Source organism: Glutamicibacter sp. NPDC090743 (genome assembly GCF_044769125.1).
GTDB lineage: Bacteria > Actinomycetota > Actinomycetes > Actinomycetales > Micrococcaceae > Glutamicibacter.
This window is the reverse complement of record NZ_JBIVXE010000003.1, coordinates 294,175-315,887: the sequence shown is the minus strand read 5'-3', so window position 1 is coordinate 315,887 and position 21,713 is coordinate 294,175. Positions and strand designations below refer to the sequence as shown.

General features: G+C 61.3%; 13 protein-coding genes. 9 read left to right on the top strand and 4 right to left on the bottom strand.

Annotation, left to right across the window (positions count from 1 at the left end; translation table 11 throughout):
* Positions 1 to 2 precede the first annotated feature (2 nt).
* From ACIQTS_RS07925 to ACIQTS_RS07915, 3 genes are all read right to left on the bottom strand, one after another.
* On the bottom strand, positions 3 to 785 hold the full coding sequence (locus ACIQTS_RS07925) for a TetR family transcriptional regulator (RefSeq protein ID WP_332727264.1): 783 nt from the start codon (positions 783 to 785) through the stop codon (positions 3 to 5).
* Between the two features lie 3 nt (positions 786 to 788).
* Entirely contained in the window at positions 789 to 2,165 is a 1,377-nt protein-coding gene (locus ACIQTS_RS07920) for a dicarboxylate/amino acid:cation symporter (protein WP_332727265.1), read from the bottom strand.
* A 246-nt stretch (positions 2,166 to 2,411) separates the two neighbouring features.
* Positions 2,412 to 2,876 (bottom strand): DUF2975 domain-containing protein, encoded by a 465-nt coding sequence (locus ACIQTS_RS07915; RefSeq protein ID WP_402472516.1) that lies wholly within the window; start codon positions 2,874 to 2,876, stop codon positions 2,412 to 2,414.
* Positions 2,877 to 3,065: 189 nt separating this feature from the next.
* Here ACIQTS_RS07915 and ACIQTS_RS07910 point away from each other — a divergent pair, with 189 nt between their 5' ends.
* Complete coding sequence (locus ACIQTS_RS07910; protein ID WP_332498381.1) at positions 3,066 to 3,455, top strand: VOC family protein; 390 nt, start codon at positions 3,066 to 3,068, stop codon at positions 3,453 to 3,455.
* 53 nt (positions 3,456 to 3,508) lie between these two features.
* Here the strand turns inward: ACIQTS_RS07910 and ACIQTS_RS07905 are convergent, their stop codons facing one another.
* Complete coding sequence (locus ACIQTS_RS07905; RefSeq protein WP_402472513.1) at positions 3,509 to 5,176, bottom strand: DUF885 domain-containing protein; 1,668 nt, start codon at positions 5,174 to 5,176, stop codon at positions 3,509 to 3,511.
* Between the two features lie 351 nt (positions 5,177 to 5,527).
* Here ACIQTS_RS07905 and ACIQTS_RS07900 point away from each other — a divergent pair, with 351 nt between their 5' ends.
* Genes ACIQTS_RS07900 through ACIQTS_RS07865 form a run of 8 tightly spaced genes read left to right on the top strand, consistent with a single transcriptional unit; the run spans position 5,528 to position 21,710 of the window.
* A complete protein-coding gene (locus ACIQTS_RS07900; RefSeq protein ID WP_402472510.1) occupies positions 5,528 to 11,722 on the top strand; it encodes an Ig-like domain-containing protein in 6,195 nt (2,064 codons plus the stop codon).
* 49 nt (positions 11,723 to 11,771) lie between these two features.
* Positions 11,772 to 12,782 carry a MoxR family ATPase gene (locus tag ACIQTS_RS07895; RefSeq protein WP_332487818.1) on the top strand — a complete coding sequence of 337 codons (1,011 nt, stop codon included), beginning with the start codon at positions 11,772 to 11,774 and terminating at the stop codon, positions 12,780 to 12,782.
* On the top strand, positions 12,782 to 14,101 hold the full coding sequence (locus tag ACIQTS_RS07890; RefSeq protein WP_400290196.1) for a DUF58 domain-containing protein: 1,320 nt from the start codon (positions 12,782 to 12,784) through the stop codon (positions 14,099 to 14,101). The genes ACIQTS_RS07895 and ACIQTS_RS07890 overlap by 1 nt, the downstream gene beginning before the upstream one ends.
* Positions 14,098 to 16,452 carry a DUF4129 domain-containing transglutaminase family protein gene (locus ACIQTS_RS07885; protein WP_402472505.1) on the top strand — a complete coding sequence of 785 codons (2,355 nt, stop codon included), beginning with the start codon at positions 14,098 to 14,100 and terminating at the stop codon, positions 16,450 to 16,452. The genes ACIQTS_RS07890 and ACIQTS_RS07885 overlap by 4 nt, the downstream gene beginning before the upstream one ends.
* Positions 16,443 to 17,528 carry an RDD family protein gene (locus tag ACIQTS_RS07880; RefSeq protein WP_402472503.1) on the top strand — a complete coding sequence of 362 codons (1,086 nt, stop codon included), beginning with the start codon at positions 16,443 to 16,445 and terminating at the stop codon, positions 17,526 to 17,528. The genes ACIQTS_RS07885 and ACIQTS_RS07880 overlap by 10 nt, the downstream gene beginning before the upstream one ends.
* Positions 17,525 to 18,349 carry a PP2C family protein-serine/threonine phosphatase gene (locus ACIQTS_RS07875; protein ID WP_400290202.1) on the top strand — a complete coding sequence of 275 codons (825 nt, stop codon included), beginning with the start codon at positions 17,525 to 17,527 and terminating at the stop codon, positions 18,347 to 18,349. Before ACIQTS_RS07880 ends, ACIQTS_RS07875 begins: the two co-directional genes overlap by 4 nt.
* Complete coding sequence (locus tag ACIQTS_RS07870) at positions 18,346 to 20,154, top strand: FHA domain-containing protein (RefSeq protein ID WP_402472501.1); 1,809 nt, start codon at positions 18,346 to 18,348, stop codon at positions 20,152 to 20,154. Before ACIQTS_RS07875 ends, ACIQTS_RS07870 begins: the two co-directional genes overlap by 4 nt.
* On the top strand, positions 20,151 to 21,710 hold the full coding sequence (locus tag ACIQTS_RS07865; protein WP_402472499.1) for a serine/threonine-protein kinase: 1,560 nt from the start codon (positions 20,151 to 20,153) through the stop codon (positions 21,708 to 21,710). The genes ACIQTS_RS07870 and ACIQTS_RS07865 overlap by 4 nt, the downstream gene beginning before the upstream one ends.
* Positions 21,711 to 21,713 lie beyond the last annotated feature (3 nt).

Here is a 21,713-nt window from a genome sequence, read left to right as displayed (position 1 = left end):
GCTTAGATGTCCTTCAAGGTGCTAGTGCTGGTCAGCGGCAAGGCGGTAAAACCCTGGTCAAGGGTTTTCATGGCCTGGGTAATCAAGGAATGGAAGACGGAGATGAGCTCGGGGGAAATATCCAGACCGTGAGTTTCGGTAGCTGGCAGACGCTCGATCCACTCATCAAATGCTGCTTGGCCTGCGCCGAGCAGAGCATGGGTAAAGACTCTGATGGAAAAACTGTCGGCCTGCGGATAACGGCGGGCGACTTTTTCGATGACTTCCGTGGTGGCTGTCCGCCATTCGTTCATCGTGGAGGGGAAGCCGCAGTTGGCTTCTTCCGTTCGCAAGAATGCACCAAACTGGGCCACTTGCCCGAGCATCTGCGACACGTCATCAGACTTGAGCGATTCGATGATCGCTTCGACCAGAGGCATGGAGTCGGTCAGGTCGCTAATGGAATCCACCATGGTTCCCAGAACCTGGTGCAGGGGATAGGAGAAGACCGCATCTACTGATGGAAAGTAGTTGAAGAGTGTACGGCGCGAAACACCGGCCGCTTCAGCGATCTGCGTAGCGGTAAGCGCCGTGGCAGAGCCGTTGCGAAGCAGGTCCGCGACGGCTTCAACGATGGCCTGTTTCGTTGCTCGTTTGTTTAGTTCGCGGCGGGTGCCGGTACTCGGGGAAGTCACATAACTTACACTACGTGCAAAGTTGCACCCTGTGCAAAGTAAATCCGTGTGACCTTTAACCGGAAAGCGGCGCACGAGCAATAGTGCTCGTGCGCCGATTTCCTTCAGCAATGCCTACTTGGTTGCAGCTGCCTCAGCATCTGCCGCTGAGATGCTTTCATCAGCGAAGGGGTTGCCATTGCGTGGTGCGTTGTACATGTCAATGTCCAAGATGCCCTCGCGCTTGGCGACAATGGTTGGAATCAGTGCTTGGCCGGCGACATTTACCGCGGTGCGGCCCATATCAATGATCGGGTCAACGGCCATCAGCAGGCCAACGCCTGCCAGCGGCAGGCCCAGGGTGGAAAGGGTCAGCGTCAGCATGACGATGGCGCCGGTAGTGCCTGCGGTTGCTGCCGAGCCCAATACGGAAACCAGCGCAATCAAGAAGTAATCGGTGAGGGACAGCTCGATACCGAAGAACTGGGCAACGAAGATTGCTGCGATCGCCGGATAGATGGCAGCGCAGCCGTCCATCTTGGTAGTCGCGCCCAGCGGCACTGCGAAGGAAGCGTAGCCCGAAGGCACCCCGAGGTTGCGTTCGGTCACGCGCTGGGTCAATGGCAAGGTGCCAATCGAAGAGCGTGAAACGAAGGCCAGCTGCACTGCAGGCCATACACCCGAGAAGTACTGCTTGATTGACAGGCCATGTGCGCGGACCAGTACCGGGTAGAGCGCGAATAGCACCAGTGCCAAGCCGACGTAGATCGCAACGGTGAACTTGCCCAGTGCGCCAATAGTGTCCCAGCCATAGGTGGCAACAGCGTTGCCGATCAGGCCAACCGTGCCGATCGGCGCGATGCGGATGATCCACCAGAGGACCTTCTGGATGACCGCCAGGATAGAGGCCGAGAACGCGAGGAATGGTTCGGCCGCCTTGCCAACCTTGAGGGCAGCGACGCCCACGGCGATGGCAATGACCAGTATCTGCAGGACGTTGAAGCTGATCGAGGTGGAAGCGGTTGCTTCATCAACCAGCTTGGTGCTCGCGCCCAGACCCAGGAAGTTGGCTGGGACCAGGCCAGTGAGGAAGCCGAGCCAGTCGCCGGTCTTGCCATCGTATTCATCTGGCATGCCCTGGCCGGTATTCGCTCCGGGGCGGAAAACGGTGCCAAGAACCATGCCGATGATTACCGAGATCAAGGCAGTGATGGCAAACCAGAGCAGGGTCTGCCACGCAAGGCGTGCCGCATTGGTGACCTTGGCCAAATTGGCAATTGAGGCGACAACCGCAAAGAAGATCAGTGGGATCACTGCAGTGCGCAGCAACGCAACGTAGCTGGAACCAATGATCGACAGGGCTTCACCCAGCCCGTTGGGTTCCTCGGCGGTGCTGCCGGTGTACTTGGCTAGGAGACCCAGTAGAAGACCAGCAATCAGCGCCGCAATGATCTGCGGGCCGAAATTGGTCATCCAGCGTGGAAGCTTAGATGAAGGTGCGGTAGTAGACATGCGTTCAAGATTAGGGCGCTTTTCTTCGTCGGCGGCAGTTTATGTTACGCAACATGACGATATTTCGCCGTTTGTGCTTTATTGCACTGAAAAGCGGTGTCTAGGGTCACTGGACCGGCGAAATGACGCACGATTTGTGCGAAGACTTCGGTGCGAGGACACAGATCTTCACATGGGAATTTTTGACTCTGTGCCATTGTTGCTGGACTAATCGCCGCGACTGTGCTTCAAGAAGCATCGCTCACTTCACGCAGTTTGCTTTCGTATCCTGGACGCGAGCATGCCGCGAAATGCGACCAGCAAGCAAGTGGCAGTTCCTCCCAGTGCCGCCCCGCCGGCAACGGCAAGGACGACACCGGGACCGCCGGCGCCGATAAACCCCAAGAGGTGAATTCCCAGCCCCAGGACCAGCAGGGTTGCTGTAGCGGCGGCGCAAATGGCAATGCTGAACCAATGCAGTGAGCTGGCCTGGCAGAAGGTTCGGCGCCGAAGCTTCAATATGAGGAACCAAAAACAAATCAGGGCAATCTGCAGGAAAACAAGCCCGGCCGTCACTGCGCACCGGTACGGGGTCGCCAGATGGGCCACTTCGGGATGAATGTAGGTGGTCTCTTCGATGAGCATCGGCAAAATCAGCACTTGGCCAAGGAGCGCCCCGAGGAAGATTGCGATGAGTGCGATTCGGGCGGGTAAAATAGCGAAACCGGTCATCTAATGATTGTCGACTATTATCTATCGTTAATCAATAGCTTGTTATCGTTTTTCCCTGGAATATGAAGCTGGGCTCTTCAGTGCTGCTTCCGTGATCTTGACCTGTCGGAACCATATGGAAAGGTAGAAGCCAGCAAGGCGTGGGGAATCCGTGGTTGCTGCATGGGCCGGAACTGAAAGAAGGAAATAATGCGGGTTTATATCACTAGTGTGTGCGTGGATGATCAGGCGAAAGCTAAAGCGTTCTATACCGAGGTGCTGGGCTTCAAGGTCAAGCACGATGTACCTGTGGGCGAATACAGCTGGCTGACCCTTGTTGCAGCGGACCAGGAGCAAGGTCCTGAAGTGCTTCTGGAGCCTTCAGCACACCCTGCCGTTGGGCCGTACCGTTCAGCACTGAAAGCAGACGGCATCCCGGCAACTTCCTTTGCCGTTGATGATGTCCAGGTGGAATTCGAGCGTCTTAGCTCACTGGGCGTGAAGTTCACGCAAGAACCGACGGATGCCGGACCCGTCGTGGTTGCGACCTTTGATGACACGTGTGGCAATCTGATCCAGATTTCCAGCTACAAGGGATAAAACGAATGGCGGTCCTGCCAATAAGCAGAACCGCCAAGCCGATTTCCTGGAGGCTACTTCACCAGGGCGCGCTTCAAGGTATCCAGGCCAACTGAACCGAGCTTCAATGCCGCGGTATGGAATTCCTTGAGCGAGAAGTCCTCGCCCTCGGCGGCCGCGAGATCGTCGCGGATCTGCTCCCAGAGCCGTTGGCCGATCTTGTAGGACGGAGCCTGGCCTGGCCATCCCAAATAGCGGTTGTACTCGAAGTCCAGCTGACCCGTGGACATGTCCAGATTCTTCTCCAGGAACTCATAGCCGTTTTCGGCGTTCCAGGTGCCGGTGCCCCACTGTGCAGGAACTTCCAAGCCCAGGTGAACTCCTATATCAAAGACCACTCGCGCGGCTCGAATGCGTTGCGCATCGAGCATGCCCATGTAATCGCCCGGGTCATCGAGGTAGCCCAGCTGGTGCATGAGGCGTTCGGAGTACAGCGCCCAGCCTTCGCCCTGTCCGGAAACCCAGCACATCAATCGGCGCCAGCTGTTGAGCGTGGAGGCCTGCATTTGGGCTGTACCGATCTGCAGGTGATGGCCGGGAACGCCCTCGTGATAGACGGTGGTGAGCTCGGCCCACGTGGTGAATTCATCTTCTCCAGGCGGAACCGACCACCACATCCGTCCCGGGCGGCTGAAGTCTTCTGACGGGCCGGTGTAGTACACGCCGCCATCCTGGGTCGGAGCGATCATGCATTCGATGCGGTCCATTGGCGCCGGGATGTCAAAGTGCTTGCCCGACAAGTCCGCCATGGCCTGGTCAGCCTTGCCCTGCATCCACTCCCGCAAGGCGTCGGTGCCTGAGAGCTTGCGCGCCGGATCCTCGTTGAGGATCTTCTTGGCTTCCTCGATCGTGGAGCCCGGCTTGATCTGCTGGGCGACGCGCCGCTGCTCGGCGATGATGGAATCGAGTTCGCCGACGCCCCAGGCATAGGTCTCTTCCAAATCCACTGCGGCGCCCAGGAAGCGGCGGGACATCAGCGAGTAGTACTCTCGGCCCACCGCGTCTTCGGCCGGTGCCTGTGCCAGGAGTTCATCTTGCAAGTACGCGGTGAGTTTGCGGTAGGCCTTCTTCGCGGCTTCGGCTCCGGCTTCCAGCTGTGCTTGCAAAGCGGTATCCACTGCGGTGCCGGAGGTGGCCAACTGGTCGAAGAATCCGCCATCCTTGGCGTAATCGGTGGTTTGCGTGATCACTATGGACACTTGGCGCTGCGCCGCAACCAGATCATTTGAAGCGGAATCACGCAAAGATGCGATGTAGCCGTCAATCGCAGCCGGAATGTTGGACATTCGCTGGGCGATGAAAGCGTAGTCCTCGGAGGACTCCTGCGGCATCAAATCGATGATTGAGCGGATTTCCTGTGCCGCGCTGGCGATATTGTTCAGCTCGGTGCGCCCGGTGAACAGGATTTCCAGTTCGAGGCTCAATCGCTCGGTCATCGCGTCAAGCGAGACTTCGTCAATTGCGTCGACCGCAGTGGCGTTGGCCAATGCGCCCAGAGTCTCCCGCAGTAAGCTGATCTGCTGGGTGGTGCCAGCAGGGGAGTAGTCGCCATAGGTGGTCTCGTAGCCTGGCAGGCCAAGGGAAACTCCCCATTCCGGGGTCAGTTCAAGGGACTTGGCGAAGAAGGCTTCGGCGATCTGGTCGATGGCCGAAGGCTCGCGGTGCGGTGCAGAGGATGTCATGTAACTAACAGTAGTTGATATGAAAGATTTGTTGAAGACTTTTGCGCAGGTTCGTTCTGAACTGCTTCCGCGGTCGTCTAGCAGGTGCTTCCAGGCGCGGGTTATGCCGCTGGACCTGCCGAAAAGGAATCAAAGGGCATCTGCGGTCGCATAGGCGGTTCCCGCTGATGAAGATGAAGCACGCGAATTGTATTGCGTTGATGAATCGCCCAGTCAGTGCCCATGGGGAGAACTCTCCATGGCGGAGGTTTTGTCAGTTCGTTAGAATTGGAGGGCGTTGAGTCTGGCTTTGGGGAATAAGGCCGGATTCTGGCGCACACTCGTACCAGCAAACCAAGGACTGACCTCTAGATGGCTAAAGCCGCTTCGACCGGATGGACTGGACTGCTTAAAAGCACCGGGTTCAAGGTGACTGCGATCCCAGTCGTGGCGGCCCTTGCCGTCACCGGCGCCATTATCTATCCGGGCTTCGAAACTGCTGACGTGGAACTCAACGACGGTGGTGTCTGGGTAGTCAATCAGTCCGAAGGCAAGATCGGGCATGTCAACTACCAGTCGCGCACCATCGACGGTGGCGTTGCCACCCCGCTGGCCAACTATGACCTGGTGCAGCATGAAGAAAGCGTGCTGGTACGCAACCTGGAACAGGCCTCGCTGACCACTATTGACCCCGCGATGGTGCAATTTGCTGGCGATAACAACCTGCCAGCCAACTCATCCTTCTCCTTCGGTGCGTCCGTTGTCGCCGTCACCGACGCGGAACACGGAACTGTCCAGGCCAGCAACCTCGAACAGATTGCCGATTTCAAGGGCGAAGGCGCCGAACCGCTGATCGAGTCCAAGGGCGAAGTCGCCGCCGTGGTTGGCGCCGACGACACCATCTGGGCCGCAGACCTCGGCGCAGGAACCCTTTCCAGCTTCACCCTGGACGACGACGGGAAAGCCGAACTCGCCCAGGAATTCGAAATTCCGGAACTGGCCGAGATGAAGGAGCCGCAGCTTTCGGCCGTCGGCAAGATCGGCGTGGTCTTCGATGAAGCCACCGGCGAACTGGTCACCTCGGAGGGCAACTCCGCAATTCTCGAGAATCCTGCCAACGCCCGGATCCAGTCTCCGGGCCCGGCAGCCGAGAACATTGCTGTGGCCCTGGACCAGTCGCTGGCAACGGTGAGCCTGTCCGGCAAAGCCACCAACTATGAGCAGCTGGAAACCGCTGGCACCCCTATCCAGCCGGTGCGCGTGGGAACGTGCACCTACGCGGCCTGGCAGACCAGTGGCGAGTATCTGCGCTTCTGCGATGACCCGGCACATAACCAGAGCACCGCAATTCCGGAAATGCCAGAAGGCGCTGAACTGGCGTTCCGCGTCAACCGGGACGTGGTCGTGCTCAACGACGTGCATTCGGGGCAAGTCTGGTTGGCCAATGAAGGCATGGAAATCGTCAGCAACTGGAGTGATCTGGAACCGCCTGCTGGCAAGGGCGAAGCCAAGGAAGAAGAAACCAAGGAAATCACCGACGCCATCGAGCTGCCCAACCGCACCGAGGAAAACAAGAAGCCGATCGCCGAGGACGACAGCTATTCGGTACGCCCTGGCCGCACCACCTTGCTGCCGGTGCTCTATAACGACGTGGATCCGGACGGCGATTTGCTGACCGCGAACCTGGAAGGCGCTGCGCCCTCGGTAGGTGCCGTGCAGCCGGTCCATGACGGCACCGGATTCCAGATTGTGGTCCCCGAAGATGCCAGGGGCGGCGCGAGTTTTTCCTACACCACCAAAGACGGCCGCGGGGGACAGGACACCGCGACCGTCAAGCTGAACGTGGTGGACGATGAAACCAACAAGGCTCCGGAACAAAAGCGCACCACCGTGCTGCGCGTGCAGCAGGGCGAGTCAGTCAGCCACAACGTGCTCGCTGACTGGACCGACGCGGAAGGCGATGACCTCCGCTTGCTCGGTGGAACCTCCGATGGCGATGACGTGATCCGCGTCCAACCCGATGGCACCTTGACCTTCCAGGATGACGGAAAGAAGCTGGGGCAAAAGGAATTGGCCATCCAGGTTTCCGACGGGCAGGAGGGCACCAAGGGCCGGGTACTGATCGAGGTCTTGGCCGACGCCACCGTGAAACCGGTGACCGCGACCGATCATGTGGTGGCCAATATCAATGAATCCGCCAGTTTCTCCCCGCTGGAAAATGACACTGATCCCAGCGGGGACGGTCTGCGGCTGGCCGGCGTGGATGATGTTCCCGGGTTGGAAATCAAAACCAACGCACAGACCGGAACCGTGACCGCACGTGCCGAACGTGCCGGAACCTACTACGTTGAATACATGGCCACCAACGGCCCGGCCAGCGCCCCGGGCCTGGCCCGCATCGATATCAAGAAGCCGGAAGAAAATGCCGAGGATCCGATCGCGGTACGCGATGTCGCCTTGCTGCCTGCCGGCCAGGATGTATTGGTCAACGTGCTGGGCAACGACACCGACCCGGCCGGTGGCGTACTGGTGGTAACCGGCGTGCAGACCGCCAGCGACAAGCCGTTCTCCACCTCCGTAGAACGCAATACCTTTGTCCGCATCACCGACGTGCGCGGCCTCACCGACCCGACCACCATTAGCTACACCGTGTCCAATGGCTCTCGTGAAGCGACCGGTTCCATCCGCGTGATTCCGATTCCGGCACCACCACGCATGGATCCGCCGCAGGCCAACCCGGACACCGTCACCGTCCGCGAGAACGACGTGGCCACCGTCAAGGTTCTGGAAAACGACATCCACCCGAACGGCGGAGAGCTGCTCTTGCGTCCCGAGCTGGAAGAAGCTGATGATCTGGGAGAAGGGTCCCTGATCTCGGTTGCCGACGAAACGATTCGATTCCGCGCCGGCGACTTTGGCGGCAAGGCCAAGCAGGTTTCCGCGGTCTACACCGTGGCAGGACCTGATGGCCAGGAAACCAGCGCCAGCGTCACCTTCAACGTCCTGCCCGAGGCAGAAGCCAATGACCTGGAAAAGAACACCCCGCCGAACCCGGAACCAGTCACCGGGCGCGTCTTCGCCGGCTCCAGCACCAACGTGCTGATCCCGATTGACGCTATCGACCCCGATGGCGACTCGGTCTCCCTCGTGCAATTCGGCGATTCCCCGCGCATGGGCACCGCGAAGATCCGCGGGGCCTCCATCGACTACACGGCTAACCCCGATGCCTCGGGCACCGATGAATTCAGCTACGTGGTGGAAGACCGTTTGGGTGCCCGCGCCACCGGCACGATCAAGATCGGCGTGGCACCGCTTGCCGAATCGAATAATTCCCCGGTTGCCGTCAACGACTTCTTGACCGTGCGCCCCAACCGCCCGGTGGCGGTGGACGTGATGGACAACGACACCGACCCGGATGGCGACCCGATCGCCTTGATGAGCGAAGTCTCCACCGAAGCCAGCATGGAGGTGGAAGTCATTGACGGCCGCGTCACCCTGACCTCGCCCCCGGAAGACGGCAACGTTTCGGTGCGCTACATGATTTCCGACGGCCGCGGCGGCACCGCGGCGGGCACGCTGAGCATCAAGTCCGATCCAGAGGCCCAGCTGCTGGCGCCCATTGCCCGCGATGACCGGGTTTCCTTGGAAGAAGTCATCGGCGATGAACAAGTGACCGTAGATATCTTGCGCAATGACGAGGACCCGGATGGCAGCTCCAGCGAATTGGAGATCAGCTTGCCGGATAACCCGTCTACTGCCCAAGTCACCGAAGATGGCTTGGTCGTCACCGCCACCGAGGACGCGCAGATCATTGCCTACACCCTGACCGACCCCGACGAACTGGCTTCTACTGCCTTCGTCCATGTGCCAGGCACCGCCGGAGCACGGCCAATCCTGCGCAGCGGGCTGAATCTGCAGGTCGAGGCGGGACAGGTCCTGCCACTGAACCTGGATGACCTGGTCCTCGTCCGTGAGGGACGCACCCCGCGCTTGACCACCGAAGAGTCGGTGGCCTCGATGCCGCAAAACGACGGCGAGCTGGTCAAGTCCGCCACCGAGCTTTCCTTCCGTGCACCGGTCGATTTCGACGGCTCGGCTACCGTCAGCTTCGAAGTCACCGACGGCACCGGCCCCGACGATGAAATGGGCCTGAAGTCCAAGCTGACCCTGCCAATCAATGTCACCCCGGCTCCGCGCCAGAACGATTCCGAGGAACGCCAGAACCAGAACGAGGAAGGCCAACCGGAGGAAGAAGAGCCAGAGGAAGAGGAAGAAGAGCAACCGCAGGAGGAGAACTTCGCTCCGACCCTGCAGGCCAATGCCTTGGCCGTGGGCCAGGGCGAGGAGCCAGCCTTCCTGGACCTGCGCATGGCCGCCAACGATGCCAATGAAGACGACGTTCCGAAGTTGAAGTTCGCCATCTCTTCGGTGGATATCCAAGGTGTCCAGGCCGAACTGGTCGAAGAGCATAACCTGAAGGTCAGCGCCGGAGCTTCGACCCCGAAGGGCACCACCGGTACCGTCACCGTCACGGTCAGCGACGGTGTGAACCCGCCGGTTCCGGCCGCCATGAACATCACCGTGACCGGCTCGGTCCGCGAGCTGCCGGTAGCTGTGGCCGATAACGTGGCCGATGCGGCCCAGGGCAAGACCGAAGTGGTCGATGTGCTGGCCAACGACCACAACCCGTACGCGGATGAAGGCCCGCTGCGCCTGATCAACGCCCGCGCCCTGGAAGACACCGGGGAAGTGGAAACGAGCGGCGACAAGGTATCCATCACCCCGAAGGACAACTTCGTGGGCACCATGCGGGTGGAATACACCATTGGCGATGTCACCGAAGACGTGGCACGCAACGTCATCGGTACCGTGACGCTGAACGTCAAGGGCGCCCCGGAAGCCCCGGGCCTGCCACGCGTCCAGTCCACCGGGGATGAGAAGGCTGTGCTGCAGTGGGATCCACCGGCCAACAACGGCTCGCAGATCACCCACTACACCGTGACCGGCGGCGGGCACACCCAGCGGTGCGCCACCACCACCTGCACCATCACCCCGCTGGCCAACGACACCGTATACAACTTCACGGTGACCGCCGCCAACGAGATCGGCCAGTCCCCGGCCTCGGCGCCGTCAGCCGATGCCCGACCGGACGTGGAACCCGAACAGCCTGCCGCCCCGACCGGCACCGACGGCGACCAGCAGGCGGCCTTCAAGTGGACTGCCCCCGCCAGCCGGGGTTCGGCCATCCAGAGCTACACCTTGGAGATCTCCCCGGCACCGGCCAACGGCGTCACCCAGGTCACCGGCATTACCGGCACTTCCTATACCTGGAAGGGCCTGAAGAACGGCACCGATTACCAGGTCCGCGTGCGTGCGGTGAACAAGGCGTCCAAGCCATCGGCCTTCAGCGCCTACTCGGCAGCCGTGACCCCGGCTGGCAAGCCGTTCAAGCCGTCCGCCCCCACCGCGGCCCGCAAGGAATCCGCGGTGGATGGCGGCGTGGTCAACGTCGCCTGGAACGCACCGGGCACCAATGGCGCACCGATCACCGGCTATGCCCTGCGCGTCTACAAGTCCGGAACCCTGGAGAAGACCATTGGCTCCATTGCGGCCAACCAGACCAGCCAGTCGGTCACCGGCCTGAGCACCTCGGGTTCCTACACCTTCACCATCGCGGCAACCAACCGCAAGGGCAGCTCGGAACAGAGCTCGAATTCGGTGGCGGTGACCCCGTACGGGCGTCCAAAGGCCGTGTCCAGCGTGAGCGCCAAGGCCACCGGCGCCAATCGCATGGTGCAACTGGGCTTCCAGGCTCCTGCGGCCAACGGCTCGAAGATCACCGGATACCAGTACTCCGCCGATGGCGGAGGGTGGCAGTCCTTCGGCGGCCCCGGCTCGGTGATCGACACCGGTTCCAACGGCACCGCGCATACCTGGCGCGTGCGTGCCTTGAATGCTGCCGGCCCGGGAGATCCCAGCCCGGCCAGCAACCAGACCAGCGCCTACGGTCCGCTGCGCGATAACGCGAAGATTTCCTCGTCGCATGGCGATAACTGGATTTCCTTCAGCTGGAATACAGCCGCCGGCGAATCCAACGGACGCAAGGTCACCCAGACGGTAGCCATTGGCGGGTCTAACACGGCTAACGACGGTACGGAGAAGGTCAGCAACCTGGGCTACTCCACCAGCCGCACCCTTAAGATCGTGGCAACGGATACCGAAGGCCAGAGCAAGTCCTGGTCCAAAACGGATCAGACCAATCCTAAGCCGGCCCGTTCGGTGAAGCTGTCCGAAGGACCGTTGTACAACGGCTACGCGAACTCCACCTGCCCGCCGAACTGCTACAAGTACCACGTGGAGCTCTACGACTTCGACCCGGGCACCCACACCTACCTGGCGCAGTGCTACCACTCCAAGGGAATGTTCTCGGATAATTACGTGACCTTCAACGTCGACGGCAATGGCCGGGCCTCCAAGGACTTGCCATGCGTGATCGAATCGGGATATGCCCAGCCGTACTTCGCGAAAATCGACGGCACGGAATCCGACCGGGTTAATTTCAGATAAGCGCGGCATCGGCCGAGCATCAAGACGTACAGAAAGAACAAACACTGCCATGACCATGAGCACCGAGCAGGCCAACTGGTTCTGCGATACCTTCGCCAAATTGGTGTCCAATGTCGGACTGTCCGTGCTGGGCAAGGACCAGGCCATCAAGCTGGTGCTAACTGCCATGCTCACCGAAGGGCACGTGCTGCTCGAAGACGCACCGGGCACCGGCAAGACCATGCTGGCCCGCTCGCTGGCCGCCACGGTGCGGGGCAGCAACTCGCGCATCCAATTCACCCCGGACCTGTTGCCCTCGGACGTCACCGGCATCACCATATACGACCAGCGCAGCGGGCAGTTCGACTTCCACCATGGACCGATCTTCGCCAACCTCGTGCTGGCCGATGAGATCAACCGCGCGTCTCCAAAGACCCAGTCGGCGTTGCTGGAAGTCATGGAAGAAGGGCGGGTCACCGTCGATGGCACCACCTACCCGCAGGCTCGCCCGTTCATGGTGATTGCCACCCAGAACCCGATCGAGCAGGCCGGTACCTACCGGCTGCCCGAAGCCCAGCTGGACCGTTTCCTGATCAAGACCTCCATCGGGTATCCGGACCGGGAAGCCACCGTGGCGCTGCTTTCGGGCAGCACCCAGCGTGACCGCTCGACCGCGCTGAGCGCCATCATCACTACCGAAGCAGTGGTGGAAATGGCCGAGCTGGCAACCACCGTGCATGTGGACACCGCCGTGCTGGAGTACGTCGCGGCGCTGTGCGAAGCGACCCGCGAAGTTCCGGAAACCCGTTTGGGAGTTTCGGTCCGCGGAGCCCTGGCGATGGTGCGCGCGGCCAAGGTGTGGGCTGCCAGCCAGGGACGGAACTACGTGCTGCCGGATGACATCAAGGAATTGGCGCCCTATATCTTCACCCATCGCCTGGTGCTGGACCCGGAAGCGGAATTCACCGGCACCACCTCCGCCCAGGTCATCACCTCGGTGCTGCGCAAGGTCCCGGCCCCAACCCGCCGTGGCAACGACGACTCCGCCCCGGTCGCCGGCAAGGACCAGGACGAGCATTAATGAGCCGACGAGCTAAGCGTTCTGCGCGGAGCACCAAGTTGAATCGCAGGGCCGAAAAGTCGCTGACCATGGCCAGCGAAGCAATGCAGGTGCTGCGCGAATACCTGCGCCCTGCAACAGCGCGGGTCAAGGAATTCAGCGCCCGTTTCCTTGCACCGGTCACCTCGGTCATCTCCCCGCTGGGCTTCGTGCTGCTGGGTACGGCGATTCTCCTGTGGATTCTTGGTACCAATTTCGGCTGGCAGGAGGCCCTGCTGGGTGCCTTCATGGCCACCTTGCTGCTGCTGGCTTCCGTGGGATTCATCCTGGGCCGCAATGATTTCAGCGTGGACCTGGACCTGCACCGCACCCGAGTGGCTGTGGGGGACCGCGCCGTTGGCGCCCTGCAGGTGGCCAACCAGGCCTCGCGCAGCGCAGCGCCGGTGATGATGGAACTTCCGGTAGGCCATGGTGCCGCCCAGTTCCGGATCCCGCGCCTGGAGCCGCAAGGAACGCACGAAGACCTGTTCACCATCCCAACCCAGCGCCGCCAGGTGCTGGACGTGGGGCCGGTCCGCTCGGTCCGCCAGGATCCCTTCGCCATTCTGCGCCGGCAGGTGAAATGGACCGACCGCTACGAGCTGTTCATCCATCCGCGCACCACCGCGCTGGATGGTTCCTCTGCTGGTTTCATCCGCGACCTCGAAGGCATGCCCACTTCCGACCTCTCGAACTCCGATGTGTCTTTCCACGCCCTGCGCGAATACCAGGCAGGAGACGACCGCCGCCATATCCACTGGAAGTCAACGGCGCGTACCGGTGAATTGATGGTCCGCCAGTTCGAAGAGACCCGGCGTTCGCACCTGGCACTGAGCCTGAGCACCAATCTGGACGAGTACTGCGAGGCGCACGCAGAGGAAGATTTCGAACTGGCTATTTCGGTCGCTGCCTCCATCGGGCAGCAGGCAGTGGCGGAACAGCGCAAGCTGGCCATCGTGACCCAGCAAGGTCCGGTGCGCACCGACAGCGGCCGCATGATGATGGACTCGCTGACCCGCATCGAAGCAGCCGCTGGCCAGCGCGAGAACCTGGTGCAGGTGGTTCGCCACACCGCCGATATCGTGCCCGGAGCGTCGGTGCTTTTCTTCCTCACCGGCACCAGGACCAGTGCAAAGTCGCTGCGTGAAGCCTGGATGCATGTGCCTGCCGGAGTGCGCGCCATCGCTATCAGGTGCGAGACCGGCATGGAGCCGACGCGTTCGAACATTGGCGAGCTGACGGTACTGAGCCTGGGCAAGCTGGAAGAACTCGGCTTGATGCTGCGAAAGGCCGTGGCATGAAACAGACTTTGCCCCTCTGGCGCTTCGGCGTTGACGCGGCCTGCCTGGGATTGGCCCTGGTCCTTGGTGCCCTGGGTCTCCTGGACGCCTACGGCGCGAGCTTGAACTTCATCCTGGCTGCCGTGGGCGGAATTGTTGCCGGTCTTGCTTTGGCCTGGGCCAATGTGCACTTCAAGCTGGGCACGTGGCGGACCATGGCCCTGTTCGCACTGCTGTACCTCGTGCTGGGCACGCCGTTGGCCACTCCACGCGAGGCTGCCTTCGGAATCTTGCCCACCGGGCAATCCCTGCGCACCTTGCTGACCGGCCTGGTCTTCAGCTGGAAAGACATGCTCACCGTGGCGCCACCGGTAGGCTCCTACGGCGGCGTATTGATCGTGGCCTTCCTTTCCGCGCTGCTCACCGCGCTGCTGGCCGGCTTGGCGGCCTGGCATTTGCGCTCGCCGTATTGGACTTTGCTGCCGCTGCTGGCGATGTTCGTGCTGGGTATTGTTTTCGGCACCCGCGACGTGCCGATGCCGATCGCCCGAGGCGTCGCCTTGATTGCTGTATTGGTCGGTTGGCTTGCCTGGCGGCGCTTCATGGACACGCGCATTTCCGGCGGATTCAGCTCGCTGAACCACGAGCAGCTTGACTCCCATGGCGGCCAGCAGATGTTGCTGCGCCGCATCATTGCCGGAGCCCTGGTGCTGGCCGGAGCCGGCGTAGCGACCGCCGCGGCCACTCCGCTGCTGGCCCCCGAAACCCCGCGCCAGGTGTGGCGCGATGCGTTGGAACCACCTGTGGATCTCTACGATTATCCAAGCCCGCTGACGAGTTTCCGCAAGTATGTGAAGACAATGGCTGACGACACCCTGCTGACCGTCAAGGGCTTGCCAAAGGACGAGCGCATCCGCTTGGCCGCATTGGATTCCTACAACGGCATGGTCATCAACGTGGATCCTTCCGCTGGTGGCAGTTTTGCCCCCGTGGGTGATGCCAGCGATATTCGTTCTGCCCAGACGCTGGAAGGCCGCGAAGCGGCTGAACTTGAAATCTCGATCCAGGACTATGAAGGGGTGTGGGTTCCTTCCGGAGGCAAGCTCATGGGCTTGGATCTGGCCGGCGGTCGTGAAGATGAACTGGCCCGTTCCCTGTTCTACAGCGATACCTCTGAAAGCGCGCTGAGCTCCATTGGCCTGGAGAAGGGCGATGCCTACACGGCTAAGGTGCTCTTCCCCGCCAAGCCGAGCGATGACCAGCTCAATGAACTGGATTTGGCGCAGTTCCGCATGCCAGAGCTGGCCAATGTGCCAGCCACGGCGGGAGCCAAGGCCGCCGAATTCACCGGTACGGCACGCGGCGACCTGCAGCGCGTGCGGAGCATTGAAGCCATGCTTTCCGGAACCGGATTCTTCTCCAACGGCACCGAGGGCCAGGTTCCCTCGCTCTCTGGGCACGGAGCGGGACGTATCACCAGCCTGCTCGATGCCGAGCAGATGATCGGCGATGACGAGCAGTATGCTGTCGCGATGGCGCTGATGGCCCGCGAGCAAGGGATCCCTGCGCGCGTAGTCATGGGTTTCTACCCGGAGGAATACGCGCCGGGGAAGGCCGTTGAAATCAAGGGGTCCGATGTTCATGCCTGGGTGGAGATCGCTTTCGAGGAAATAGGCTGGGTTGCTTTCAACCCGACGCCGAATGAAGACGAGCAGCCCACTCCTCCGGAACAGGAACCCAAGGCTGTGCCGCAGCCGCAGGTGCTGCAACCGCCACCACCGGCGCAGGAAGAAGCGGATTTGCCTCCGCAAACTGCACCGGAGCCGCAGGAAGTCGAAGAGGAACCGAAAACCTTCTGGGAACGCTGGGGCCAGGTCATCATTGTCGCCGGCATTTCGCTGGGTTCGGTGCTGCTTGTGCTCTCGCCGCTGCTGCTGGTTGCCTTGCTGAAGCTGCGCCGCAGGCAGAAGCGTTCTCAAACCGGCAGCGCCGGTGACCGCGTGAGCGGTGGCTGGCAGGAATTGCTCAGCCATGCCACTGACCACCGAATCGCGACTGCCAGCGGTGCGACCCGGCGAGAAAGTGCTACCGTGCTGGCTAAAGGATTCCCAGCGCTGTCCAGCCCGGTGCAGTCCCTGGCGCAGCGTGCGGATGCGGCGAACTTCTCGCATGAAGAACCGACCGAAGAACAAGTGCGGAAGTACTGGGAGGATGTCGTTGCGCAGACCCAGAAAATGCAGGAACCGCTAGGCTTCTTCGGCAAGATGCGCGTGAAATACTCTCCACGCTCTCTTATACACGAATTGGCAGCTAAAACAGTCAAGACGGCACGAACATTGCAACGGAAAAACGGGAGCAAGCCATGGCGGTAAAGATGGACCTGGTAGATGCCAGAACTACGCAGCGACTGCTCTCGTGGCTCGTCGACTTCCTGCCAGTACTGGTCCTCTCGGTTATTTTCCTGCCGATGATCGCATCCAGGATGGTGAACTCGCTGAATGCTCCGCAGATCATGGGCGAGATCGCCGGAACGTACATCCTGTACAGCGTCCTCACTCTGGCCTGCACGGTTTTCTTGTGGTGGTGGGAAGCTGCTGCAGGCAAGAGTCTTGGCAATGTGCTCCTTGGGTTGCGCACCACTACTGTTTCAGGTGAGCGCCCGGGCTGGGGCAAGACCATTATTCGCCGCTTGCTGATAGCCGTCGCAGGTATCGTTCCGATCCTAGGATCGGTGCTGATGGTGATCTCCAATCAATTCGACGCGAATGGCAAGAAGCAGGGATGGCACGACAAAGCGGCCGGTACGCTGGTACTCGATATCAAAGCTGGACGGGATCCGCTGACTACCGGAGGTACCGGGGGACCAGGGTCTTTCGCGCCTCAGCAGCAGTATGCTCCGGGCCGTCGCTTCGTGGGCGAGCCAGAAGAAGTGCCCGGCAAGCCGTCGGGAGTCATTGATTCGGTGCCAGGTGCCGTGCGCAACAATGCGCCTGAGGCGCGTCCCCGTCCTGCGGCGCAGCCTAAGCCGGAGGCGAAGATCGTTGAGGTCCGGTCGTCCAAGGCCGATGCGGATCCGGATGCAGATCATGGGCATACACAGATTCGTTCGCAATCACCTGATGCCTTGCATCTGCTCTTTGACGATAGCCGGTGCCTCGACCTTGCCGGCAGCATTTTGATCGGACGCAACCCTTCCTACGCAGATGGCGATGTAGGTGTTCACCTGGTTGCGGTGGATGATCCGGAACGCACGGTCTCCAAAACGCATCTGCTGATCCAGCCCGGGGTAGGCAGTGTCTGGGTTACGGACCGGGATTCTGGCAATGGCTCTTCCATTGTTGATGAAGACGGAAACGTGCGCGAACTTGTCCCGGGCAAGCCGGAGCAGGCAATGATTGGCCATACGGTGTACTTCGGTGACCGCTACTTCCAGGTGGAACGTCCGTGACAGATCTTACCCCCGGAGTCAGCCTCAGATTCAGCCACGGCCAGGCAACTGACCGTGGACTGCGCCGCGCCCTGAACGAGGACAGCCTGCTGGCCTCGGAACGGTTGCTGGCCATTGCCGATGGCATGGGCGGGCATGAGGCCGGTGAAATAGCTAGCGCCCTGTGCCTCAAGATCCTGGGTGAAGGATTCCAAGACGCAGGCGCCAAGCTCGACCCGGAAACCCTGGACGTGCTGTTGACCGAAGCTGATCGCAGCATCGTGGAGGCAGGCTCCGGTCGAGCCGGAACCACACTCACCGGGGCCGTGCTGATTGATCCAAGGACCTCCAGCGCGCAGGAAGAACAACCCGAACTGCTGGTGTTCAATGTGGGCGACTCGCGCACCTACCTTTGGGCCCAGGGCTTGCTGCAACAGGTCAGCGTCGATCACTCCGAGGTGCAGGAGCTGATGGATATCGGCCAGCTGGACGCCGCGCAAGCAGCCACCCATCCACGCCGACACGTCATCACCCGCGCATTGGGGATCAACGCCAACAGCCATCCCGATTACTGGTTGGTGCCGCTGGCAGGGAACGAACGCATTCTGGTCTGTTCAGATGGGCTCAGCAGCGAAGTCGGCGATGCCGCAATCCAGGAGATCCTCACGCGTTTCCCGGACCCGCAGCAGGCTTCCGAGGAACTAGTCCGAGCGGCCCTGGACGCCGGGGGACGAGATAATATCAGCGTGATCGTCGCCGACGTGCAGTATGGGCACCCCGACGATGTTGGCATTACAATCCCACGCATATCGACCACGAGCCACCAAGAGGAGAAATCATGAACAGCCTGCGTTACATTCCCGGAGACTGGTACGCCCTGGTAAATGACCAGCACATCGTCCTCCTTCCTGCAAGCGCCAGCGCCGAGCAGGTCAACGGCTTGTGGGCCAGCGTCGCTGGTAAGACGACGGTGGAAGCACTGCTCTCAGAGCTGTTGCCGCTTTACCGGATGAACATTGCCGAGCTGCCGAACTTCGCTCTGGTATCCCGTGACAGCGCACCACATCTGGTCTTGCGTGGCGCCCCAGAATTTACCGCCCGGACAGCTGCCGGTGACGAAAAAGTTAGCGGTACCGGCATCGCGACCTGGGCCGAACGCAAACTTGGCGAGTCGAACTCATGGACTTTGAGCACCGGTTCGGCGAATCCTGAAGCTGCGTTCGCGCTGCCAATTAGCGAAGGCATTGTTCGAGTATCAAGCCTTGAGTGGGGCACCGAAGGGGATGCGGCTGCTGGTGCGCCCGCCGGTGCCGCATCCAAATCACCTGCCACCCCTTCTGCTCCGGCCAAAGCAGCTCCAAGCGTGATGGCGCCTGCCGCCGCTGCGGCCAAGCCTGTTGCGGCTCCGGCAAAGGCGCCAGCGCCAACTGCGGCTAAGCCTGCTGCTGCGCCCGCGCAGGCAAAGGCCCCCGCAGCAACGGCGGCTAAGCCTGCGGCGGCCCCCGCTGTTGCCAAGCCGGCGGCTGCTCCGGCAAAAGCTCCAGCGGCAGCGAAAGAGCCAGTGCCAGCTGCGGCTAAGCCTGCGGCGACGCCCGCGCAGGCAAAGACCCCCGCAGCAACCGCGGCCAAGCCTGCTGCTGCGCCCGCGCCGGCAAAGGCCCCAGCGGCAGCGAAAGAACCAGCGCCAACTGCCGCCAAGCCGGCATCCGACCCGGGCGCCGCCGCGCCGTCCAAAGAAGCAGGAGATCCCAAGGGCCCCGCAGCTGTGCTGGCACGAGCAGCCAAGGCAGCCGACGCGGCCAAGGTATCTGCACAGGGTGCCGGGGATGAGCAGACAGATGGCACGGCAACGAGTTATGCGCTGCCGCCGACCGAAGTCTCGGAAGAAACTCAGGATCCAGCACAATACGAGCAGGAAGCCTACTCGGAGGAACTATCGCTGGGCGGACAGCTGCTGGGCGCCAGAGGTGCAGCAGAGACCGTCTACGATACCGGCCAGGGCGATGATCTGGACACGATAATCAAACCGCGCCCGGGAAGTCCTGCATCTTCGGCGCGGCCGGTTGAACCAGCCGACGACGAGCACACGATCATCCGCGGCTCCAGTGTTCCGAAATCCAGCGCCGCTTCAGGTTTGGACGCCAAGGACGGCACCGAAAATTCGGTGTCGCTGAATGAATTCATCTTGGCCCGCTCTTGCTCCAAGCGGCATCCCAACCCTCCAACTGCCTCGACCTGCCGGGAATGCAGCGAGCGCCTCACCGGCCAAGCGCAGCAAGTTCGCAAACCGGCCATGGGGCGCATGATTGTCAGCGATCACGGTGGCGCCCGCGAATACGCCCATGAACTGAACCGCTCGGTGATCCTGGGGCGCCAGCCAAGCGCAGCAGCCATCAAATCCGACACCGAACCCCGCCTGCTGAAGGTGGAAAGCCCAAGCGGTGACATCTCCCGCTCGCACCTGCATGTGCGAGTGGAAGGATGGCATGTGCAGCTGGTTGACCTGGGCGCGACCAATGGCACCGTGCTCCTGCGCGAAGGGCAGCGGCCACGGCGCCTGTCCCGGCACCAGGAGATCATGCTGATCAAGGGCGATGTCGCTGATCTGGGCGATGGCGTGAGCATACGTTTCGAGGATCTGCCGTGAGCCTGCGGCGCGCGCCAGCTCCGGCGCCGCAGATCCCGGGATTCACCTACGTCAAGCCGCTGGGCACGGGCGGATTTTCCGATGTCTATCTGTACGAGCAGCACCGGCCCAACCGCAAGGTGGCGGTGAAGGTGCTGCTGGCGGATGTCAGCGATGAGGAAGCTCGCCAGCGATTCGAGGCGGAAGCCAACTTGATGGCCCAGCTGTCCACTCATCCGTATATTGTCACGATCTACCAAGCGGAGATCACCGAAGACGGACGTTCCTATTTGGCCATGGAGTATTGTTCCCGGCCTTCTTTGGACGTCCGATACCGTCGTGGCGTCCTGAGCATTGATGAAACGCTGTCCCTGGCGATCCAGTTGTGTTCAGCGGTGCATACTGCGCATCTTGCTGGCATTGTGCATCGCGATATCAAGCCGGGAAACGTGCTGACCACCGACTACAACAGGCCGGCGCTGACCGACTTCGGCATCTCGGGAACTATCGGTTCACACACCGCTGGGCTTTCGGTGCCATGGTCCGCGCCGGAAGCCTTCGGCGATGGCATGCCTCCGGGTGTGCGCATGGATGTGTACTCGCTCGGTGCCACGATCTATACGATCTTGGCCGGGCATTCGCCATTCGTCCGTCCTGGACAGGATAATTCGCAGGCAGTACTCATTGAGCGGATTTGCAATACGCCGTTGGTGCCGTTGGAACGGCTTGATGTTCCTGAATCATTGAGCCAGGCGCTGGCGGTAGCCATGGCGAAGAACCCGGCGTCGCGATTCGGCTCGGCTGCCGAACTGGCCCGCTCGATGCAACGAATCCAGATCGAGCTGGGCTTCTCGGTCACGCCCTTTGAAGTACTTGAAGAACCTGCAGAAGCGGTTGACGAAGATCACGGCGAGAGCACTCGCGTTCGCAATGTTACTTCGATTAGCGATGCGCAGCGTCCGCTGCCTGCCCCACCGATGATTTCCTCCGTTCCCGGGCAACGGCTGCGGCAGGCAGGACCGTCAGTTCCAATACCGCGGCTGGAAATGCCGAAGGATTCCATTTCGGCTCCGGGCCAGCAGAGCGCAGCTCCAGGCGAATCAGGAACGCCGGTGGACGCGCCGGCAGAACCGAAGCCGCGCCAGGGCCTGCCGAAGGTCTTCATCGCAGTGGGCCTTGTGCTATTTCTCCTGGTTGGCGGCGCTGTCATTGCCAACATGTACTTGCCGGACCAAAATGCTGCACAGCGTTCTGGCCCGCCTATTACAGCGACGGACGGGCCCAAGGATGCATTGGTTGGCGGCGCTGTGCCGAAGGTGGATAATTTTGCGTACTCCACGGTCGGAGAAACTGTAACTTTCCGTTGGTCCAACCCAGAACCGAATAAGGCAGACCATTACCGGTGGGCTCCAATTACCGCCACGGAAACGGGAGAATACAAGCAGACGATGTCCCCAAGCGCCACTACCGAGATCGGGAAAGGCGGACAAACCTGTATCGAGGTCAAGCTCGTGCGCGATGATGGACGTATCTCGGATGGAGCACGGTTCTGCACCGCCGCAGGTTCAGGAAAGTAGGCA

What these genes read in the sequence shown, in the direction of transcription:
- ACIQTS_RS07920 (WP_332727265.1), bottom strand. Translation starts at nt 2,165, where the DNA reads ATGTCTACTACCGCACCTTCATCTAAGCTTCCACGCTGGATGACCAAT.
- ACIQTS_RS07915 (WP_402472516.1), bottom strand. Translation starts at nt 2,876, where the DNA reads ATGACCGGTTTCGCTATTTTACCCGCCCGAATCGCACTCATCGCAATC.
- ACIQTS_RS07910 (WP_332498381.1), top strand. Translation starts at nt 3,066, where the DNA reads ATGCGGGTTTATATCACTAGTGTGTGCGTGGATGATCAGGCGAAAGCT.
- ACIQTS_RS07905 (WP_402472513.1), bottom strand. Translation starts at nt 5,176, where the DNA reads ATGACATCCTCTGCACCGCACCGCGAGCCTTCGGCCATCGACCAGATC.
- ACIQTS_RS07900 (WP_402472510.1), top strand. Translation starts at nt 5,528, where the DNA reads ATGGCTAAAGCCGCTTCGACCGGATGGACTGGACTGCTTAAAAGCACC.
- ACIQTS_RS07895 (WP_332487818.1), top strand. Translation starts at nt 11,772, where the DNA reads ATGACCATGAGCACCGAGCAGGCCAACTGGTTCTGCGATACCTTCGCC.
- ACIQTS_RS07890 (WP_400290196.1), top strand. Translation starts at nt 12,782, where the DNA reads ATGAGCCGACGAGCTAAGCGTTCTGCGCGGAGCACCAAGTTGAATCGC.
- ACIQTS_RS07885 (WP_402472505.1), top strand. Translation starts at nt 14,098, where the DNA reads ATGAAACAGACTTTGCCCCTCTGGCGCTTCGGCGTTGACGCGGCCTGC.
- ACIQTS_RS07880 (WP_402472503.1), top strand. Translation starts at nt 16,443, where the DNA reads ATGGCGGTAAAGATGGACCTGGTAGATGCCAGAACTACGCAGCGACTG.
- ACIQTS_RS07870 (WP_402472501.1), top strand. Translation starts at nt 18,346, where the DNA reads ATGAACAGCCTGCGTTACATTCCCGGAGACTGGTACGCCCTGGTAAAT.